Origin of the sequence: Cohnella candidum (assembly GCF_003713065.1) — a bacterium.
In the GTDB taxonomy this organism is placed as follows: Bacteria; Bacillota; Bacilli; order Paenibacillales; family Paenibacillaceae; genus Cohnella; species Cohnella candidum.
In genome coordinates, this window is the sequence record NZ_CP033433.1 from 1,113,734 (window position 1) to 1,131,765 (window position 18,032).

The window sequence follows — 18,032 nt, forward strand, 5'->3', positions numbered from 1 at the left end:
CGCATGAAGAAAATCGCCATTCTCGGCAGTACGGGCTCGATCGGCACGCAAACGCTGGACGTCGTCTCCCGGGAACCGGAAGCTTACGAAGTCGTCGGCCTGGGCGCCGGGACGAACGTGGAGCTTCTGCTCGAGCAAGCCGCCAAGTTCCGACCGCCTTACGTCTCCGTCGCCACCCGGGAGCTTGCGGATTCCATCCGCCATCGCGTCCCGGAGGGTACCCGCGTGCTGCACGGCGAAGAGGGCTTAAATGAAATCGCCGCGAACGCGGGAGCGGATTACGTCGTCTGCGCGCTCGTCGGCAGTCTCGGACTCATCTCGACGCTCGCGGCCATCGATGCCGGGGCCGCGATCGGCCTGGCGAACAAGGAAACGCTCGTCACCGGCGGCCATATCGTCATGAGCCGGGCGGCCGAGAAAGGCGTCAAGATCCTCCCGGTGGACAGCGAGCATTCCGCGTTGTTCCAATGTCTGAACGGGGAAGACCGCAAAGCGCTCAAACGCCTGATATTGACGGCGTCCGGAGGCAGCTTCCGCGACAAAACGCGGGACCAACTGAAGGACGTTACGGTAGAGGATGCCCTCAAGCACCCGAACTGGAGCATGGGCGCGAAAGTGACGATCGACTCGGCGACGATGGCGAACAAAGGCCTCGAGGTCATCGAAGCCCATTGGCTGTTCGGCGTCCCGTACGACCGGATCGACGTCATGATCCACCCGGAAAGCATCGTCCATTCGATGGTGGAGTTCGAGGATACGAGCGTGATGGCGCAGCTGGGCAACCCCGACATGCGGGTGCCGATCCAATACGCGCTCACCTACCCGGAACGGCGGCCATCGCCGGCTTCGCCGCTGGACCTGCTGGCTGCGGGAGCGCTGCATTTCCGGCCGATGGACTTCGGCCGTTATCCTTGCCTGCGGCTCGCTTACGAGGCCGGCCGCGCGGGCGGTACGGCGCCTGCCGTGTTCAACGCGGCGAACGAAACCGCCGTCGCCCGGTTCCTGCGCAAGGAAATTCCGTTCCTCGCGATCGAGGATATCGTGGAAACCGTGCTTAGCCGCCATGCGGCCGCGCCATCGCCGGATTTGGAGGCGATCCTGGATGCCGACCGCTGGGCCCGTTTGGAAGCAGATTCCATCGGCGGTTGACACCGCTTCTTGTCCCGTCCGTATTCTCTTGTATCGGCCCGGAGAATAATGTTAATCTAAGGACAGCCGTACGAGGCGACGGGAGTTGATGGCATGCAAAATATACAGGTCGTTCTCGCGACCGTTCTGATGTTTTTCCTTCTTGTTTCCCTCCATGAATGGGGACACTTTTATTTCGCACGCCGGGCGTGCATTCTGGTTCGGGAATTCGCGATCGGCTTCGGGCCGAAGCTGTTCTCCGTGAAGAAGGGCGAAACCCGGTACACGATCCGGTTGCTGCCGATCGGCGGCTTCGTCCGGATGGCGGGCGAAGATCCGGAGGTCGTGGAGGTCCAGCCGGGCCAGACGATCGCCGTCCGGGTCAAAGACGATCGGGTCACGAAGCTTTACCTGGACCGGCTCGACGAACGGTCGAACGTGCTCCGCGGCGAAGTGAAGGCGATCGACCTCGAGCGCGATCTGTACGTCCGCTTGGACGTTGACGGCGAAGAGATGCGGCTTAACCTGCATAAGCAAGCGCTGGTGGTCGCCCGAGGCCGCGAAACGCAAATCGCGCCGATCGACCGCCAGTTCGGCAGCAAAACCGTCGGTCAGCGCGCGCTCGCGATTTTCGCCGGGCCGGTCATGAACTTCGTGCTGGCGTTCGTCCTGTTCGGCGTCGCCCTTCAAATGAACGGCGTCGTGGTCGACCATCCGACGAAAGTTTTCATTACCGGAGTGGTGGATCCTTCGCCGGCAGCGACAGCCGGTTTGAAGAAAGGCGATCGGGTCATCACGGTCAACGGTCAGGAAATCGGCGGGGACATCGACGCTTTCGTCAAGCTGATCGGCGATTCCGCCGGCAAGCCGATGAAATGGGTCGTCAACCGCGACGGGGCTGAAGTGCCTTTGACGGTAACGCCGGGTTCGGACGGCAAAGTCGGCATCTATCCCGGTCCGGAAAAGAGGCAGCCCGGCTTCGGCGAAACGCTCGGTTTGTCCGGGCAATCGATGGTGAACTGGACGAAGGTCATTTTCGACGGTTTCCGCAAAATCGTCTTCGGCGAAGTCGGCCTCAAGGACATGAGCGGACCGGTCGGCACGACGAAGGTCACGCTGGATATCGCCCGCCAAGGGCTGCCGTATCTGACGAATTGGGCCGCCATTCTCAGCTTGTATCTCGGCATTTTCAACTTGCTGCCGATACCGGCGCTGGATGGAAGCCGTCTGTTGTTCCTCGGCATCGAAGCCGTCCGCGGACGGCCGATCGACCCGAACCGGGAAAGCATGGTTCACTTCATCGGCTTCGCGATGCTCATGCTGCTCATGGTGGTCGTCACCTATAACGATATTTTAGGTTTGGTCAGAAAATAAGACGCTGTCAGGGGTTGGAGAACCGTTATGTCGAAGGACAAAGGATTCGTTACGGAAATTACGCCTCAGGGCGAAGATTTTTCCCGTTGGTACATCGACGTCATCAAAAAAGCCGAGCTCATGGATTATTCGCCGGTTCGCGGCTGCATCGTATTCCGTCCCGACGGCTACGAGATTTGGGAGCATATGCAGCGCGAGCTCGATCAGCGTTTTAAGGACACGGGACACCGCAACGCGTATTTCCCGCTGTTCATCCCGGAGAGCTTCTTCCAAAAGGAAAAAGAGCACGTCGAAGGGTTTAACCCCGAGCTGCCTTTCGTGACGGAAGCGGGAGGAGAGCAGCTGGAGGAGAAGCTGGCGATCCGTCCGACCTCCGAAACGATGTTCGGGCACATGTACGCCAAATGGATAAACTCGTACCGCGATCTGCCGGTATTGATCAACCAGTGGGCGAACGTCGTCCGCTGGGAGAAGCGGACGCTTCCGTTCCTGCGCACGAGCGAGTTCCTCTGGCAAGAAGGCCATACGGCTCATGAGGATGAAGCGGATGCACGGGGCGAAACGATGCGGATGCTGGACGTCTATACCGACTTCGTCGAGAACGTCCTGGCCATTCCGGTCATCAAAGGCCAGAAGACGCCTTCCGAGAAATTCGCGGGCGCCGTGGATACGTTCTCCATCGAAGCGATGATGCGCGACGGACGCGCCGTGCAAGCCGGAACGTCCCATTACATGGGCACGAACTTCGCGGTTGCGTTCGACATCAAGTATTTGAGCCGCGAGAATACGCAGGAATTTTGCCACACGACTTCTTGGGGCGTGAGCACGCGCCTCATCGGCGCCATGATCATGGTGCACGGGGACGACCGCGGACTCATGCTGCCGCCGAAGGTCGCGCCGACGCAGGTCATGATGATCCCGATCGGTCCGCCGAAGACGAGGGAGCAAGTAATCGCCAAAACGGACGAGCTGTATGCCGAGCTGAAGAAAGCCGGCGTCCGCGTCCGCGTGGACGACCGCTCCGACGTTTCGCCGGGCTGGAAGTTCAACGAATACGAGATGCGCGGCATTCCGATCCGCCTGGAGCTCGGGCCCCGCGATCTGGAAAACGGCGTCTGCGTGCTCGTCTCCCGCGTCAGCGGCGAGAAGAAGCAAGTCCCGTTGGACAATTTGGTCGCCGAAGTCAAAGCGATGCTGGACGAAGTCCATCAAGAGATGTTCCAACGCGCTTTGGAATTCCGCAAGGAGCATTTCTTCTCCGTCGAAACGCTGGATGAGCTAAAAGCGAAGCTGGAAGAACAGCGCGGCTTCGCGCTCGCCGGCTGGTGCGGTTCCGAAGCCTGCGAGAAGCAGGTCAAGGACGAGACCGGCGCGACGAGCCGGAACATTCCGTTCGAACCGGCCGAGACGAAGACCCAGTGCCTCGTCTGCGGCGATCCTTCCAAACATACCGTCGCTTTCGCGAGAGCGTACTAAGCCGAAGTCAAACGAAATCCCCATGAAGGTCCCGTACAAGGACCTCATGGGGATTTCATCGTTTCAATCACTTCACCGTGAACGTCGTTTCCATGTTCCGGTGGCCGGAACCGCACATGATGTTGCATTTGATCGTGTAAGTGCCCGGTTGATCCGGCGTCCAGGTCACCTCTGCGGTTTCTCCCTTTTTGATCGGATGGCTCACGTCCTGCCCGACGATCGAGAAGCCGTGCGCGCCGTCCTGGCCGGACAGCTTAAACGTGATCTGCTGTCCCGCCGTGAATTCGGTTTTGTCCAGCGTCCATTTGAAATTCGACGCCGTCACGTTCACCACCGCCGCGTTCGAAGCGCCGGCGTCGCTTGCGTCGGCTGAAACCGCAGCCGGCGGCGCCGCATCCCCGCCGGAATCGGATTTGCCGCACCCGGCCAGCGCCAACGTCAGGACGATGCCTATTCCCGCAACCGCCGCGCGATTCCGCCATTTTCCCGTCCACATCTTTTGTGGCCCCCTTTTCCGATGATTCCCAAGAAGTAACGCGTAGTCCGGCGATACGGTTCGAGCCGTCAACGAAAATTTTCGCGATCGTCCTTTCCGCGTTCGTATTCCCTTTTGGATTCTCTTAAGCTAAAATGATAGATAACAGACAAGCTTCCGAATGGAAGAGGCAAGCCGGCCCGAAGAACGGGAAGGGTGCCGCCATTCGCGGAAGCTTTTGCTTTTTCGCGATCTGGGAGGCAGGTAAACATGCATCATGCGGCCGATGGGCGCAAAAGATTCGAGCTGCTGCTGCAGCAAGCGGAAATTCCGGCTCAATGGGTCTCGGAATATTTCTCGGACGGCTATATCCAGAAGGTGGAAATCAGCAAAACGCGCAAGGAATGGAAGTTCTTTTTCGTGAAAAGCACGCCGCTTCCGGCGTCCATATACGCGGGTTGGATCGAAAAGCTTAAAGGCAAGCTCGGTCACCTCGCAAACATTTCCGTGCTTCTCGGTTACGAGGAGAACGTGCCGACTTCTTCGATCGTGGAAGAGTACTGGCCGGTCTTCGTGGCGTGGATGCAATCGGAGTTCGTTTCCGTAAACGGATGGCTGGCCAAAGCGCGGATCGAAGCGGCAAACGACATGCTGACGTTGTACATGCTCGACGAGATGTCGCTCGGGTTGGCGCAACGCAAATCGGTAGATACCCATGCCGCTAAATTTTTCGAGGAACGGTTCGGCAGGACGTGCCGCGTCAAACTGGCCGTCGGTGAGTCGCGCCAGGAAGCGTACGACGAATTCCAGCAGAAAATCCGGCAGGAAAACGGAGAGGCCGTCCAGCAGCTGATGGCGAGCGCCCAAGTCGATGCGCCGCCGGAGGGAGACGCGCCGGAAATTTTGCAGCACGGCTACGAGATCAAAGACGAGCCGGTGCCGATTCAGCAGATCCTCGAGGAAGAGAAGAAGATTACGGTTCAAGGAACCGTGTTCGGCCTGGACGTGAAGGAGCTGCGGAGCGGCAGCACGCTCTATCAGTTCTACGTAACCGATTATACGGATTCGATCACCGTGAAGGTGTTCGGCAAAACGAAGGACGACAACAAGGTGCTCGGGCTGCTCGCCAACGGCAAGTGGCTGAAGCTGAGAGGCCGCGTGGAATACGACCGTTTCCTCAATCCTCCCGAGCTCGTCATGATGCCGAGCGACCTGAAAGAGGTCAAGGCGCCGCCGGAGCCGAAGGACGAAGCCGAGGAGAAACGGGTCGAATTCCATGTGCACTCGACGATGAGCGCGATGGACGCCGTCACTCCCGTCGATGTTTATATCAAGACCGCGGCCAAATGGGGACACAAGGCGATCGCGATCAGCGACCACAGCAACGTCCAATGCTTCCCCGATGCGGTGAAGGCGGGCAAGAAGCACGGCATGAAGGTGCTGTTCGGGGTGGAAGCGAACGTCGTCAACGATGCCGTGCCGATGGTGCTGAATCCGCGGGAACAAAGCCTGCTTGACGCGACGTACGTCGTTTTCGATATCGAGACGACGGGGTTGTCCGTCACCGCCAACAAAATCATCGAGCTTGCCGGCGTCAAAATGAAGGATGGGCAGGAGATCGGGCGTTTCGAGACGTTCATCAATCCCCATGAGCCCATTCCTTATAACATTCAACAGCTGACCAACATCAATGACGAAATGGTGAAGGACGCTCCGGAGCTGGCGCCGAAGCTGGCGGAGTTCCTGGATTTCATCGGGGACGCCGTGCTCGTCGCGCACAACGCGAGGTTCGATATCGGCTTTATCCAGCACGCTTGCAAACAGAATGGGCATCCTCCGGTGCCCAATCCCGCGCTCGATACGCTGGAACTTGCCCGTTATTTGCATCCGACGATGAAAAACCACCGGCTGAATACGCTGGCGGACCTCTACAAAGTGTCGCTGGAGAACCATCACCGCGCCATCGACGATACGATTGCCCTCGGCGTCATTCTGAACGGCCTTCTCAAGGACGCCCAGACTCGCGGCGTGACGGAACTGGACCAGCTCAACCATGTGAACGGCAACAGCTGGAAAACGACGAGGCCGTTCCACTGCGGCATTTACGCGCTGAACGCCGTCGGCAAGAAAAACCTGTTCAAGCTCATATCGCTCTCGCATACGGAGTTTTTCCATCGCGTTGCCTGCATTCCGAGAAGCAAGTTGATCGAAATGAGGGAAGGGCTTCTGGTCATTTCCGGTTGCGAGAAAGGCGAATTTTTCGAGACGGTCTTGAACAAGTCCTTGGAAGAGGCCGAAGAGGTGGCCGCATTCTATGACGTGCTCGAGATCCAGCCTCTGGACTTCTATATGCATTTGCTGGACAAGGGTCTCGTCGGCAGCCGAGCGGAGCTGGAAGAGTCGCTCCGCAAAATATGCCGCATTGGCGACAAGCTGGGCAAGCCGGTCATCGCGACGGGCAACGTCCACTATTTGACCCCGCGCGAGAAGCTGTTCCGCGATATTACGATCCACGGAATTACCGGCTTCAGCCCGCTGAAGGACCAACGAAAACCGGACGCGCATTTCCGTACGACGAACGAAATGCTGGAGGCGTTCGCATTCCTGGGCAAAGAAAAGGCGTTCGAAGTCGTCGTCCGAAACACGAACGAATTAGCCGACCGCTTCGAGCCGTTCGATATGTTCCCGAAGAAGGGCGGCCCGACCGACAACGGCCTATTCTCGCCGATCATCGACGGCGCGGACGAGGAAATCCGTTCGAAATGCTATGAAACGGCGAGCAACATGTACGGGGATCCGATTCCGGAGATCGTGACCGCCCGACTGGAGAAAGAGCTGAAGCCGATCATCCAATACGGCTTCTCGGCGAACTATCTCATTTCGGAACGGCTCGTGAAAAAGTCGAATGCGGACGGTTACCTCGTCGGTTCCCGGGGTTCCGTCGGTTCCTCCGTCGTCGCGATGTTCCTCGGAATATCCGAAGTTAACCCGCTTCCCGCGCATTACCTGTGCCGCAATCCGGCCTGCAAATACAGCGAATTCATTACCGACGGGAGCGTGCCTTCCGGCTTCGACCTGAAGGACAAGCCCTGCCCGAATTGCGGGGAAATGATGAGGGGCGACGGCCAGGACATTCCGTTCGAGACGTTCCTCGGGTTTAAGGGAGATAAGGTTCCCGATATCGATTTGAACTTCTCGGGCGAATACCAGCCGCACGCGCATAACTACACGAAGGTGCTGTTCGGGGAGAAAAACGTGTTCCGGGCCGGCACGATCGGCACCGTCGCGGAGAAAACCGGGTTCGGTTACGCGAAGAAATACCAAGAGGACCACGGCAAATCGTGGCGCGGGGCGGAGCTGAACCGGATCGCGGCCGGCGTCACCGGCGTCAAGCGCTCGTCCGGCCAGCATCCCGGCGGTATCGTCGTCGTGCCGGACTACATCGATGTGGAAGACATCACGCCGGTCCAGTTTCCGGCGGACGACACGAGCTCCGAGTGGAAGACGACGCACTTCGATTACCACGCCTTCGACGAGAACCTGCTCAAGCTCGATATCCTGGGGCACGATGATCCGACGATGATGCGGATGCTGCAGGATTTGACGGGCGTCGACCCGACGACGATCCCGATGAACGATCCGAAGGTCATGAGCCTGTTCAACTCGGTCGACGCGCTCGGCGTCTCGCCGCAGCAAATCCGCACGAACGTCGCCACCTACGGGGTGCCGGAGATGGGCACGCGTTTCGTCCGGCAGATGCTCGAAGAGACGAAGCCGTCCTCGTTCGCCGACCTGCTGCAGATTTCGGGCTTGTCCCACGGCACGGGCGTATGGCTCGGCAACGCGCAGGAGCTGATCAAGAACGGCACCTGCACGATCAAGACCGTTATCGGCTGCCGTGACGACATCATGCTGTTCCTCATTTATAAGGGAGGAATGGACGCGTCGCTGGCGTTCAAGATCACCGAAAGCGTGCGGAAAGGCAAAGGGCTTACGCAGGAGTGGATCGACGAAATGAAGCGCTGCGGGGTGCCGCAGTGGTACATCGATTCCTGCCTGCGCATCGAGTACATGTTCCCGAAGGCGCACGCGTCGGCTTACGTCATCTCGGCCGTTCGGACGGCATTTTTCAAATTGTATTATCCCATCGAATACTATGCGACGTATTATTCGGTTCGCGCGGCGGATTTCGACGTCGAGCTGTTCTGTCAAGGTTATGACGCGATCCTGAAGATGCTGGTCGAGATCGAGGCGAAAGGCTTCCAGGCGACGACGAAAGAGAAGAACATGATCTCCATTCTCGAAATGGGGCTGGAGATGACCGCTCGGGGCTTCAAGTTCAAGCCGATCGACTTGTACCGTTCCGACGCGACGCGCTTCAAAGTCGACGGGGATTCGCTTATCCCGCCGTTTTCCGCCGTGGCGGGGATCGGCGAGAACGCGGCCAAGAACATCGCGGCTTCCCGCGAAGACGGCGATTACCTCTCTATCGAGGACTTCCAGCAACGCTCTAAGGCGAGCAAGACGATCGTCGAGCTGCTGAACGGCATGGGATGCTTCCGCGGACTGCCTGAGAGCAACCAGTTGATGCTGTTCTGATCGGATCCCGGTACGGGGGTCCGCCTGCGAATGGGCGCGTGACCCCCGTTGCCAGAATGCCCGGAATATGCTAAACTATTTTTGGTAATCATGTGGATATCACTGTCTGCAGAAGAGTGGGGAAACCCACTCTTTCCGTTTTGCCATGGGGGTTTTCGGGTATACGGCACTGCGGCGGATCCATTTGGAAGCACGGGAGGTTGGGCATTTGAGCGCAACGAACATCAAATCCATCGTGGAAGAATTCGCGGTTCCGTACCTGGAGGAACACGGTTTTCAGCTGGTGGACGTGGAATACGTCAAGGAAGGGAGCAACCGCTTTTTGCGGGTGTTCGTGGACAAGGACGGCGGCATCGACATCGACGATTGCGGCCGTATTTCCGAATTCGTGAGCGCGAAGCTCGACGAACTGGATCCCATCGAAGAAGCGTATTTCCTCGAGGTCAGCTCGCCCGGAGCCGAACGTCCGCTCAAGAAAGCGGATGACGTGGCCAAGGCCGTCGGACGCCATGTTTTCGTAACGACTTATGAACAAATCGACGGCGCCAAGGAATTCGAAGGAAGGCTGGACGGCTTCGACGGCAACACGATGACGATCGTCATCGGCCGCAAGAAGGTTGCCATCCCTTACGATAAAGTGGCCTCGGCACGCCTGGCCATCGTATTCTAATCCACCGAAGGAGGGGTCATTCCGACATGAGCATGGAGTTTATCGAAGCGCTGTCCGAAATCGAGCGAGAGAAGGGCATCGCCAAAGATGTCCTGATCGAAGCCATCGAAGCGGCACTCATCTCCAGCTACAAAAGAAACTTCAATACGGCACAAAACGTTCGTGTAGACATCAACCGGATGACGGGTCAAATCAAAGTATACGCCCGCAAAACGATCGTGGAGGAAGTGCTGGATCCTCGCCTGGAAATTTCGGTCGAAGCGGCCCGCGCGATCAATCCCCACTATCAAATGGAAGACATCGCGGAAATCGAAGTCACCCCGCGCGATTTCGGGCGCATCGCGGCGCAGACGGCCAAGCAGGTCGTTACGCAGCGCATCCGCGAAGCCGAGCGCGGCTTGATCTACCACGCTTTCGTGGACAAAGAGCAAGACATCGTCACGGGCATCATCCAACGGATGGATTTGCGCAACCTGTACATCGACCTCGGCAAAGTGGAGGCGGCTCTGCCCCTCACCGAATTGATGCCGACCGACAAGTTCAAGCAGGGAGACCGCGTCAAATCCTATATCACGAAAGTCGAGAATACGAGCAAAGGGCCGCAAATCATTTTGTCCCGCACGCATCCGGGCTTGCTGAAGCGGCTGTTCGAGCTTGAAGTTCCCGAAATCTTCGACGGTACCGTCGAGATCCGTTCCGTGGCGCGCGAAGCCGGATTCCGGTCCAAAATCGCCGTGTACTCGCGGAACGAAGAAGTCGATCCGGTCGGCTCCTGCGTCGGTCAGAAGGGCGTCCGCGTCCAGACGATCGTCACGGAGCTCAAAGGCGAGAAAATCGACATCGTGCGTTGGTCCGATTCCGTCGAGGAATACGTCGCGAATGCGCTCAGCCCTTCTAAGGTACTCGAGGTTATCGTGTTCGAGGCCGAGAAAATGGCGCGCGTCATCGTGCCGGACTACCAGTTGTCTCTCGCGATCGGAATCAAAGGCCAGAACGCGCGGCTCGCAGCCAAGCTGACCGGCTGGAAAATCGACATCAAGAGCGAGACGCAGGCCGAGCAGGAATACGGACGCCCGAAATCGACGGGCGCGACCATGCATCAGGACAGCGTGTCCATCGACTAAGCCGGACAGCCGGAAGCCGCGTTGGGACGGGAGGGGGAAATCGCCTTGAAACCGCGAAAAATACCGCAGCGCAAATGCGTCGCCTGCCAGGAAATGATGCCGAAAAAAGAACTCATCCGCATCGTCCGTTCGCCGCAAGGGGACATCCAGATCGACCTGACCGGCAAAAAACCGGGGCGCGGCGCTTACTTGTGCGGCAAACGAAGCTGCTTCAAGCTGGCCAAGAAATCGAAGGCGTTCGAGCGCGCGCTCAAAGCGCCCGTATCGCCGGAAATCTACGACCGGCTTGAGGATGATTTCATAAAAGCGGAAGACGAGTTTCAAGCCGGCAAACTGCTGCAGGAGGATGAAGATGACGGCGAATAAGGTATTGTCGCGTCTCGGTCTCGCCATGCGGGCAGGCAAGCTGGTGTCGGGGGAAGAAACGGTGCTGAAGGCGATCCGCGGCGGCGAGGCCAAATTGGTCGTGCTGGCGAAGGACGCCTCGGACAACACGGGGAAGAAAATGGCGGACAAATGCGGCAGCTACGGCGTTCCGCTCGTGGTCGGGTTTACCCGATACGAGCTGGGCTGGGCCGTCGGCAAGCCCGAGCGCGTCATGTTCGCCGTGACGGATCAAGGTTTCGCGGACATGATTGCCGGCGGCTGGGTCCAACATTCGGAGGTGGAGAATATTGAGTAAACAAGACACGAACGACAATAAGGATAAGCTTCGCGTTTACGAATATGCCAAATCGCTCAACATGAGCAGCAAGGAAATCATCACGATTCTCAAAAGGCAGAACATGCCGGTCAACAATCACATGAGCGTGATGGAAGACGGCATGGTCGGCGCGGTCGAGAAGTTCTTCCGCGACGTTAAAGCCAATGCCGCAGCCAAGATGGCGCAATCCGCAGCCAAGCCGGCCGCGCCGAAACCGGCGGGAGCACCGGCTTCTTCGCCTGCGCCTGCGCAAAACCAGCGGAAGCCGGAGGAGCAAGCGCCGCGTCAGCCGCAAGCCGTGACGCAGGCCGCAACGAGCGCGCCGGCGGGAACGGCACCGGCTGCATCCGCGCCGAGCCACGAAGGGCAAGGCCAAGGCAACCGTCCGCAGAGCCAAGGCGGTCAAGGCGGCGGGTACCAAGGCAATCGCCCGCAAGGTCAAGGCGGTCAAGGCGGTGGCTATCAAGGTAACCGTCCGCAGGGCCAGGGTGGCGGATATCAAGGCAACCGCGACGGCAACCGCCCGCAAGGTCAGGGCGGCGGATATCAAGGCAACCGCGACGGCAACCGCCCGCAAGGTCAAGGCGGCGGATACCAAGGCAACCGTCCGCAGGGCCAAGGCGGTCAAGGCGGCGGGTACCAAGGCAATCGTCCGCAGGGCCAAGGCGGTCAAGGAGGCGGGTACCAAGGCAACCGTCCGCAGGGCCAAGGCGGTCAGGGCGGCGGGTACCAAGGCAATCGTCCGCAGGGTCAAGGCGGCGGATACCAAGGCAACCGTCCGCAAGGCCAAGGCGGTCAAGGCGGCGGCTATCAAGGTAACCGTCCGCAGGGTCAAGGCGGTCAAGGCGGCGGGTACCAAGGCAACCGTCCGCAGGGCCAAGGCGGTCAAGGCGGCGGCTATCAAGGTAACCGTCCACAGGGTCAAGGCGGTTTCGGCGGCGGCCGTCCGCAAGGCCAAGGCGGCGGCGGAGGATTCGGCGGAAACCGCGGCGCGGCTCCGGCCGGCGCACCGGCGCCGGCAGCACGCGGGGGACGCCCGGGCGACAACCGCGGCGGACGTCCGGACGCCAACAAAAGCCGTGAAGGCGGGTTCAACCGCGACGGCAAGCGTAAAGACAGCAACGATTTCGGCAAACGTTTCGATGAAGGCCGCGGCGGGTTTAGAAGCGGTAAAGGCAAAGGCGGCAAAAACGCCAAAGGCCGCGGCAACCAGCCGCAGCGCGAGAAAATCGACAACACGCCGAAGAAAGTTATCGTGCGCGGTGAAATGACGGTCGGCGAATTGGCCAAACTGTTGCATAAGGACGCTTCGGAAGTCATCAAGAAGCTCCTCATGATGGGCACGATGGTCACGATCAACCAAGAGTTGGACCTCGATACCGTCCTGCTCGTCGCCGGCGAATACGGCGTAGAGACCGAAGTGAAGATCGTCGTCGAAGACACGAATTTCGAGACGGTAGAAGAGAACGACGATCCGGATGCGTTGGAAACCCGCGCACCGGTGGTCACGATCATGGGTCACGTCGACCACGGTAAAACGACGCTGCTCGACGCCATCCGCGAAACGAAAGTCGCGGCAGGCGAAGCCGGCGGCATTACCCAGCACATCGGCGCCTACCAGGTTGAGACGAACGGGAAGAAAATCACGTTCCTCGATACCCCGGGCCACGAAGCGTTTACGGTCATGCGTTCCCGCGGCGCCCAAGTGACGGACATCACGATTCTCGTCGTGGCGGCCGACGACGGCGTCATGCCGACGACCGTGGAAGCGATCAACCACGCCAAAGCGGCGAACGTGCCTATCATCGTCGCCGTCAACAAAATCGATAAACCGGAAGCGAATCCGGACCGCGTGAAGCAGGAACTGACCGAGTACGGCTTGGTACAAGAAGCTTGGGGCGGGGATACGGTCTTCGTCGAAATTTCCGCGAAACAGCGCCAAAATCTCGACGAACTGCTCGACATGATCCTGCTCGTGGCGGAAGTCAACGACTACAAAGCGGTCGTGGACAAACGCGCCCGCGGCACCGTGCTCGAAGCCGAGCTCGACAAGGGTAAAGGTCCGGTTGCCCGCGTTCTGGTACAGAACGGTACCCTTAAAGTAGGCGATGCCTTCGTGGCAGGCGACTGCTTCGGACGCATCCGCGCCATGACGAACGACCGCGGCCGCCGCATCAAAGAAGCGGGACCTTCTACGCCGGTCGAAATCACCGGACTGACGGAAGTGCCGCAAGCCGGCGATCCGTTCATGGTGTTCGAAGACGAGCGCAAAGCCCGCGAAATCGCCGACAAACGCGCGATCAAGACGCGTCAGGAAACGATGAAATCGAACTCCAAGGTGACGCTCGACGATCTGTTCAACAAGATCAAAGAAGGCGAGATCAAGGACCTCAACGTCATCCTCAAGGCCGACGTGCAAGGCTCCTTGGAAGCCCTCAAGGGCTCGCTTGCCAAAATCGAGGTCGAAGGCGTTCGCGTCAAGTCGATTCACAGCGGCGTCGGCGCCATTACGGAGTCCGATATTCTGCTGGCGGCGGCTTCTTCCGCCATCGTCATCGGCTTCAACGTCGGCACGGAGCCCCGCGCGGCGCAAGCGGCCGAGCAGGAAAAAGTCGACGTGCGGCTGCACAACATCATCTACAAGGTGATCGAGGAAATCGAGCACGCCATGAAAGGCATGCTGGATCCGGTCTTCAAAGAAAAAATCATCGGCCACGCGGAAGTGCGCGAGACGTTCAAAGTCAGCAAAGTCGGCACGATCGCCGGCTGCATGGTCACCGACGGCAAAATCACCCGCGCGGCGGAAACCCGCTTGATCCGCGGCGGAAGCGTCGTATACGAAGGGAAAATCGATTCGCTCAAGCGGTTCAAGGATGACGCTCGCGAAGTGGCGGAAGGCTACGAGTGCGGCATCACGCTGGAGAAATTCAACGACCTGCAGCAAGGCGACGTCATCGAAGCGTACGTCATGGAGTCGGTCGAGCGATAATCGCGGCAGAGAACCTATAAGAGGTGATACATCATGGCCAAATTCCGTACGGGCAGGGTCGGGGAACAGATCAAGAAAGAAATCAGCGGCATTATCCAGACCGAACTGAAGGATCCCCGCATCGGGTTCATCACCGTGACCGGAGTGGACGTGACGGGCGATTTGTCGCAAGCCCGCGTGTATCTCAGCATTCTGGGCAGCGAAGAACAGAAAGAAGCGACGCTTCATGCGATCGGCCGTGCGAAGGGATTCCTTCGCACGGAACTCGGCCGCCGCGTTCGGCTGCGCCACACGCCGGAAATCGAATTCCGGTTCGACAGTTCGATCGAATACGGCAGCCACATCGAGTCGCTGCTGCAGCAAATTAACCGGGAAACGCGTCAGCCTTGACGCGTCCCGGTTTCTTTGCCAGATACAGGCATTCCTAATATGCGGTTGGGGGAAAACGGATGTGGGAAGCGCAACTCGCGTTGGCCGCGGCTTTTTTACGGGAACGTGACGATTTTCTCGTCGTGTCCCACGTGCAGCCGGACGGCGACGCGATCAGTTCGACGGTCGCGGTCGGCTGGATGCTGGACAAACTCGGCAAGTCATACACGATGATGAATGAAGGACCGGTGCCGTCCCGGCTCCGATTTTTATGGAACTGCGGCAGCATCGTGGAATGCGCGGAAGGCGAGCCGACCCGCAAATACCGGAACGTGATCGCCGTGGACTGCGCCGATTTTTCCCGCGTAGGTCCGACGCAGCAATGGTTCGAAGAGGGCTTCGAGCTGCTGAATATCGACCATCATCCGACCAATGACGCGTACGGCAAAGAGAACCTGCTGCGCTTCGACGCGGCTGCGACGGCGGAAATCCTTTACGAATTGTCCGGGCACCTGGGCCTCGCTCTCGACGCCGACGCGGCGACCGCGTTTTATACCGGGCTGCTGACGGACACCGGCGGTTTCCGTTATGCCAATACGAGCCCGTTCGTGATGGAGGCGGCGTCGCGGCTGCTGGCTGCCGGCGCGCAAGGGCCGGTGCTGGCGGAACAGCTGCTCGAGAGGATGTCCATGGGCCAAATGCGCATGATTCAACGGGGATTGTCGCGGCTGGCGTTCACCGATGACCAGCGGATCGGCTGGATTTGGGTGACCTCCGAGGATTTGGCGGAAACCGGCGCGACGAACGAGGATTTGGAAGGCCTCGTCAATTACCCCCGGAATATCGAAGGGGTCGAGGTCGGCGTTCTGTTCAAGGAGAACGGGACGAAATCGGTCAAGGTGAGCATGCGTTCGGCGGGACGCGTGAACGTGGCGGCTGCCGCCCAGCATTTCGGCGGAGGCGGGCATGTCCGCGCCGCAGGCTGCAGGTTGACGATCCCGCTGGCCGACGCCATGGAACAAGTCATCGCTTATTTGAAGAAAGAGCTGGACGCCCTATGAGCAAACGGCAAGCTTCGCCCGGAATGGACGGAGTCCTGGCGATTTGGAAACCGGCAGGCTGGACGTCGCACGACGTCGTGGCCAAAGCCCGGCGGCTGCTCGGCGTGAAGCGCATCGGCCATACGGGGACCCTGGATCCCGCGGTGACCGGCGTGCTTCCGCTTTGCGTGGGCCGGGCGACCCGGTTCGTGGAATATTTGCAGGAAATGCCGAAGACGTACGAAGCGGTGCTGCGGTTCGGGCTCGCGACCGACACCGAGGATCTCGAAGGCGAGGTCATCGAAGAGGCCGACGCTTCCCATCTATCCGAGGAGCGAATCCGGGATGCGGTGCTCTCTTTCGTAGGCGAAATCGAACAGATACCGCCGATGATGTCCGCCGTGAAGGTGAACGGCAAGCGGCTTTACGAGCTCGCGCGCGAAGGCGTGACCGTCGAGCGCAAACCGCGAAAAGCAACGATCCACGACATCGACATCCTTCACGTGGCCGCGGGTAGCCCTCGTCCGGAGATCCGGTTTTCCGTCCGTTGCTCCAAAGGCACGTATATCCGTACGCTTTGCGTGGACATCGGCCGGCGTTTGGGCGTGCCGGCCGTCATGGCATCGCTGATCCGCACCGAGAGCGCCGGACTTCGGCGTCAAGATTGCGTGACCCTGGAGGAGATCCCCGCGCTGGTCCAGAGCGGAGAGCTTGCGGAAAAGCTCATTCCCGGGGATCGCCTGCTGACGCATCTGCCGAGAACGACCGCGGCTTCGCTCGAGTGCCTTCACGCGATCCAAGGCAAGCCGATTCCGGCAGCGCGGCTGCAGCCGGTCCCGTCGGGATCGCGCTTGTGGCTCGTGGACCGGGAGGACGGCGGTTTTCTCGGCATTTTCGAATGGGAAGAGGAGTCCGGCCGGCTTCGGGCGGTGAAAGTGTTTCCTCCCGAAGGGGAACGGGAGCCGGACGGCAAAGAGGCGGATTGAGCCGATAAGGCGAACAGTCCGCGGCAGGGGGAATGGCAGTGGAACTCTACGAATTGACGGCCGAATCGGTCAGCGGCGGATTATCCTTGCCGGCGGGGGCGCGCAAGCCGGGCGGCTTGTCGCTGGCGATCGGGTTTTTCGACGGCGTCCATCTGGGACATGCCGAAGTGATCCGCCGGGCGGTGGCATACGGTAAGGAACGCGGGCAGACGCCTGCGGTCATGACCTTCGATCCCCATCCGCGGGCGGTTTTGGGACAAGGCGATTCTTACCGCACGGTGCTGACGCCGCTCGAAGATAAACTGGCCTTGCTGGAAGGGCTGGGCGTGGAAGCCGCGTACGTGATTTCCTTCGACCGGAGCTTCTCGGCCATAACCGCGGAAACGTTCATCCGCGAAATTCTGCTCGGCCTTAACGTCAAAACCGCGGTCGTCGGCTTCGATTTTTCCTTCGGCCATCGGGGGGAAGGCAAAGCCGAAACGATGCGGCGTTACGGGGAAGGCGAGATCGACGTGATCGTGGCGGAGCCGGTGGAAGGCGGCGGCGACAAAGTAAGCAGCACGCGGATTCGCGAGGAGCTGGCCGAAGGCGACTGCAAGTCCGCCGAACGTCTGCTGGGACGACCTTACTCGTTGAGAGGCAAGGTCGTTCACGGCGATGCGAGAGGCAGGCAAATCGGTTTCCCGACGGCGAACGTGATGCCCGAACAGCCATATGTCATCCCTCGAACCGGCGTTTACGCCATTACGGTCGACCTGCTCGGAGAAGACGGAGATGTAGAAGGAACCTATGATGCGGTTCTGAACGTCGGGTTCCGCCCGACCTTCGAGACGCCTATGGGCGAGCTCAGACTGGAAGCCCATCTGTTCGGCTATTCCGGAGATTTGTACGGCCGCACGATAAGCCTCGCGTTCCATGAATTCTTAAGGGAAGAGCGGAAGTTCGGCTCGGTGGATGAGTTGGTCGGCCAGATCGGCAAAGACGCGGAACGAGCCCGTCTTCTTTTAGAAGAATTAAAAAATCGCTAACCTACGAGACGGTCGTTGTATCTCGGCCGCGGGTTGTGCTATACTAATACACGTTGCGCGAATCCGCGCGG

General features: G+C 59.6%; 14 protein-coding genes. 13 read left to right on the plus strand and 1 reads right to left on the minus strand.

What is annotated here, in order from left to right; translation table 11 throughout:
* Positions 1 to 3: 3 nt before the first annotated feature.
* The 3 genes from EAV92_RS05190 (at position 4) to proS (ending at position 3,978) form a co-directional block, all read left to right on the plus strand.
* Positions 4 to 1,149 carry a 1-deoxy-D-xylulose-5-phosphate reductoisomerase gene (locus EAV92_RS05190; protein ID WP_123040077.1) on the plus strand — a complete coding sequence of 382 codons (1,146 nt, stop codon included), beginning with the start codon at positions 4 to 6 and terminating at the stop codon, positions 1,147 to 1,149.
* 93 nt (positions 1,150 to 1,242) lie between these two features.
* Positions 1,243 to 2,502: an RIP metalloprotease RseP gene (gene rseP / locus EAV92_RS05195; RefSeq protein WP_123040078.1), complete on the plus strand. Its 1,260-nt coding sequence runs from the start codon at positions 1,243 to 1,245 to the stop codon at positions 2,500 to 2,502.
* Between the two features lie 27 nt (positions 2,503 to 2,529).
* Positions 2,530 to 3,978, plus strand: coding sequence for a proline--tRNA ligase (proS, locus tag EAV92_RS05200; protein ID WP_123040079.1), 1,449 nt, complete (start codon positions 2,530 to 2,532; stop codon positions 3,976 to 3,978).
* A gap of 67 nt (positions 3,979 to 4,045) precedes the next feature.
* On the opposite strand, the gene EAV92_RS05205 is transcribed toward proS, so the two are convergent.
* Complete coding sequence (locus tag EAV92_RS05205) at positions 4,046 to 4,474, minus strand: cupredoxin domain-containing protein (RefSeq protein WP_123040080.1); 429 nt, start codon at positions 4,472 to 4,474, stop codon at positions 4,046 to 4,048.
* Positions 4,475 to 4,723: 249 nt separating this feature from the next.
* Here EAV92_RS05205 and EAV92_RS05210 point away from each other — a divergent pair, with 249 nt between their 5' ends.
* From EAV92_RS05210 to EAV92_RS05255, 10 genes are all read left to right on the plus strand, one after another.
* On the plus strand, positions 4,724 to 9,052 hold the full coding sequence (locus EAV92_RS05210; RefSeq protein ID WP_123040081.1) for a PolC-type DNA polymerase III: 4,329 nt from the start codon (positions 4,724 to 4,726) through the stop codon (positions 9,050 to 9,052).
* 208 nt (positions 9,053 to 9,260) lie between these two features.
* Complete coding sequence (gene rimP / locus EAV92_RS05215; protein WP_123040082.1) at positions 9,261 to 9,722, plus strand: ribosome maturation factor RimP; 462 nt, start codon at positions 9,261 to 9,263, stop codon at positions 9,720 to 9,722.
* 26 nt (positions 9,723 to 9,748) lie between these two features.
* Positions 9,749 to 10,846, plus strand: a complete 1,098-nt coding sequence (nusA, locus tag EAV92_RS05220) for a transcription termination factor NusA (RefSeq protein WP_123040083.1) — start codon at positions 9,749 to 9,751, stop codon at positions 10,844 to 10,846.
* A 45-nt stretch (positions 10,847 to 10,891) separates the two neighbouring features.
* Positions 10,892 to 11,212: an RNase P modulator RnpM gene (gene rnpM / locus EAV92_RS05225; RefSeq protein ID WP_123040084.1), complete on the plus strand. Its 321-nt coding sequence runs from the start codon at positions 10,892 to 10,894 to the stop codon at positions 11,210 to 11,212.
* Positions 11,199 to 11,528 (plus strand): L7Ae/L30e/S12e/Gadd45 family ribosomal protein, encoded by a 330-nt coding sequence (locus EAV92_RS05230; RefSeq protein WP_123040085.1) that lies wholly within the window; start codon positions 11,199 to 11,201, stop codon positions 11,526 to 11,528. Before rnpM ends, EAV92_RS05230 begins: the two co-directional genes overlap by 14 nt.
* Complete coding sequence (gene infB, locus EAV92_RS05235) at positions 11,521 to 14,538, plus strand: translation initiation factor IF-2 (protein ID WP_123040086.1); 3,018 nt, start codon at positions 11,521 to 11,523, stop codon at positions 14,536 to 14,538. The genes EAV92_RS05230 and infB overlap by 8 nt, the downstream gene beginning before the upstream one ends.
* A 33-nt stretch (positions 14,539 to 14,571) precedes the next feature.
* The gene (gene rbfA, locus EAV92_RS05240) at positions 14,572 to 14,928 is read left to right on the plus strand and encodes a 30S ribosome-binding factor RbfA (RefSeq protein ID WP_123040087.1); all 357 of its coding nucleotides are present in this window, start codon (positions 14,572 to 14,574) and stop codon (positions 14,926 to 14,928) included.
* Positions 14,929 to 14,987: 59 nt separating this feature from the next.
* Entirely contained in the window at positions 14,988 to 15,968 is a 981-nt protein-coding gene (locus tag EAV92_RS05245) for a DHH family phosphoesterase (protein WP_123040088.1), read from the plus strand.
* The gene (gene truB, locus EAV92_RS05250; RefSeq protein WP_241158445.1) at positions 15,965 to 16,933 is read left to right on the plus strand and encodes a tRNA pseudouridine(55) synthase TruB; all 969 of its coding nucleotides are present in this window, start codon (positions 15,965 to 15,967) and stop codon (positions 16,931 to 16,933) included. Before EAV92_RS05245 ends, truB begins: the two co-directional genes overlap by 4 nt.
* Positions 16,934 to 16,971: 38 nt before the next feature.
* Positions 16,972 to 17,961: a bifunctional riboflavin kinase/FAD synthetase gene (locus EAV92_RS05255; RefSeq protein ID WP_241158446.1), complete on the plus strand. Its 990-nt coding sequence runs from the start codon at positions 16,972 to 16,974 to the stop codon at positions 17,959 to 17,961.
* Positions 17,962 to 18,032 lie beyond the last annotated feature (71 nt).

Excerpts from the sequence above, each read along its gene's own strand:
- EAV92_RS05190 (WP_123040077.1), top strand. The coding sequence starts at position 4 with ATGAAGAAAATCGCCATTCTCGGCAGTACGGGCTCGATCGGCACGCAA.
- rseP (WP_123040078.1), top strand. The coding sequence starts at position 1,243 with ATGCAAAATATACAGGTCGTTCTCGCGACCGTTCTGATGTTTTTCCTT.
- proS (WP_123040079.1), top strand. The coding sequence starts at position 2,530 with ATGTCGAAGGACAAAGGATTCGTTACGGAAATTACGCCTCAGGGCGAA.
- EAV92_RS05205 (WP_123040080.1), bottom strand. The coding sequence starts at position 4,474 with ATGTGGACGGGAAAATGGCGGAATCGCGCGGCGGTTGCGGGAATAGGC.
- EAV92_RS05210 (WP_123040081.1), top strand. The coding sequence starts at position 4,724 with ATGCATCATGCGGCCGATGGGCGCAAAAGATTCGAGCTGCTGCTGCAG.
- nusA (WP_123040083.1), top strand. The coding sequence starts at position 9,749 with ATGAGCATGGAGTTTATCGAAGCGCTGTCCGAAATCGAGCGAGAGAAG.
- EAV92_RS05230 (WP_123040085.1), top strand. The coding sequence starts at position 11,199 with ATGACGGCGAATAAGGTATTGTCGCGTCTCGGTCTCGCCATGCGGGCA.
- rbfA (WP_123040087.1), top strand. The coding sequence starts at position 14,572 with ATGGCCAAATTCCGTACGGGCAGGGTCGGGGAACAGATCAAGAAAGAA.
- EAV92_RS05245 (WP_123040088.1), top strand. The coding sequence starts at position 14,988 with ATGTGGGAAGCGCAACTCGCGTTGGCCGCGGCTTTTTTACGGGAACGT.
- truB (WP_241158445.1), top strand. The coding sequence starts at position 15,965 with ATGAGCAAACGGCAAGCTTCGCCCGGAATGGACGGAGTCCTGGCGATT.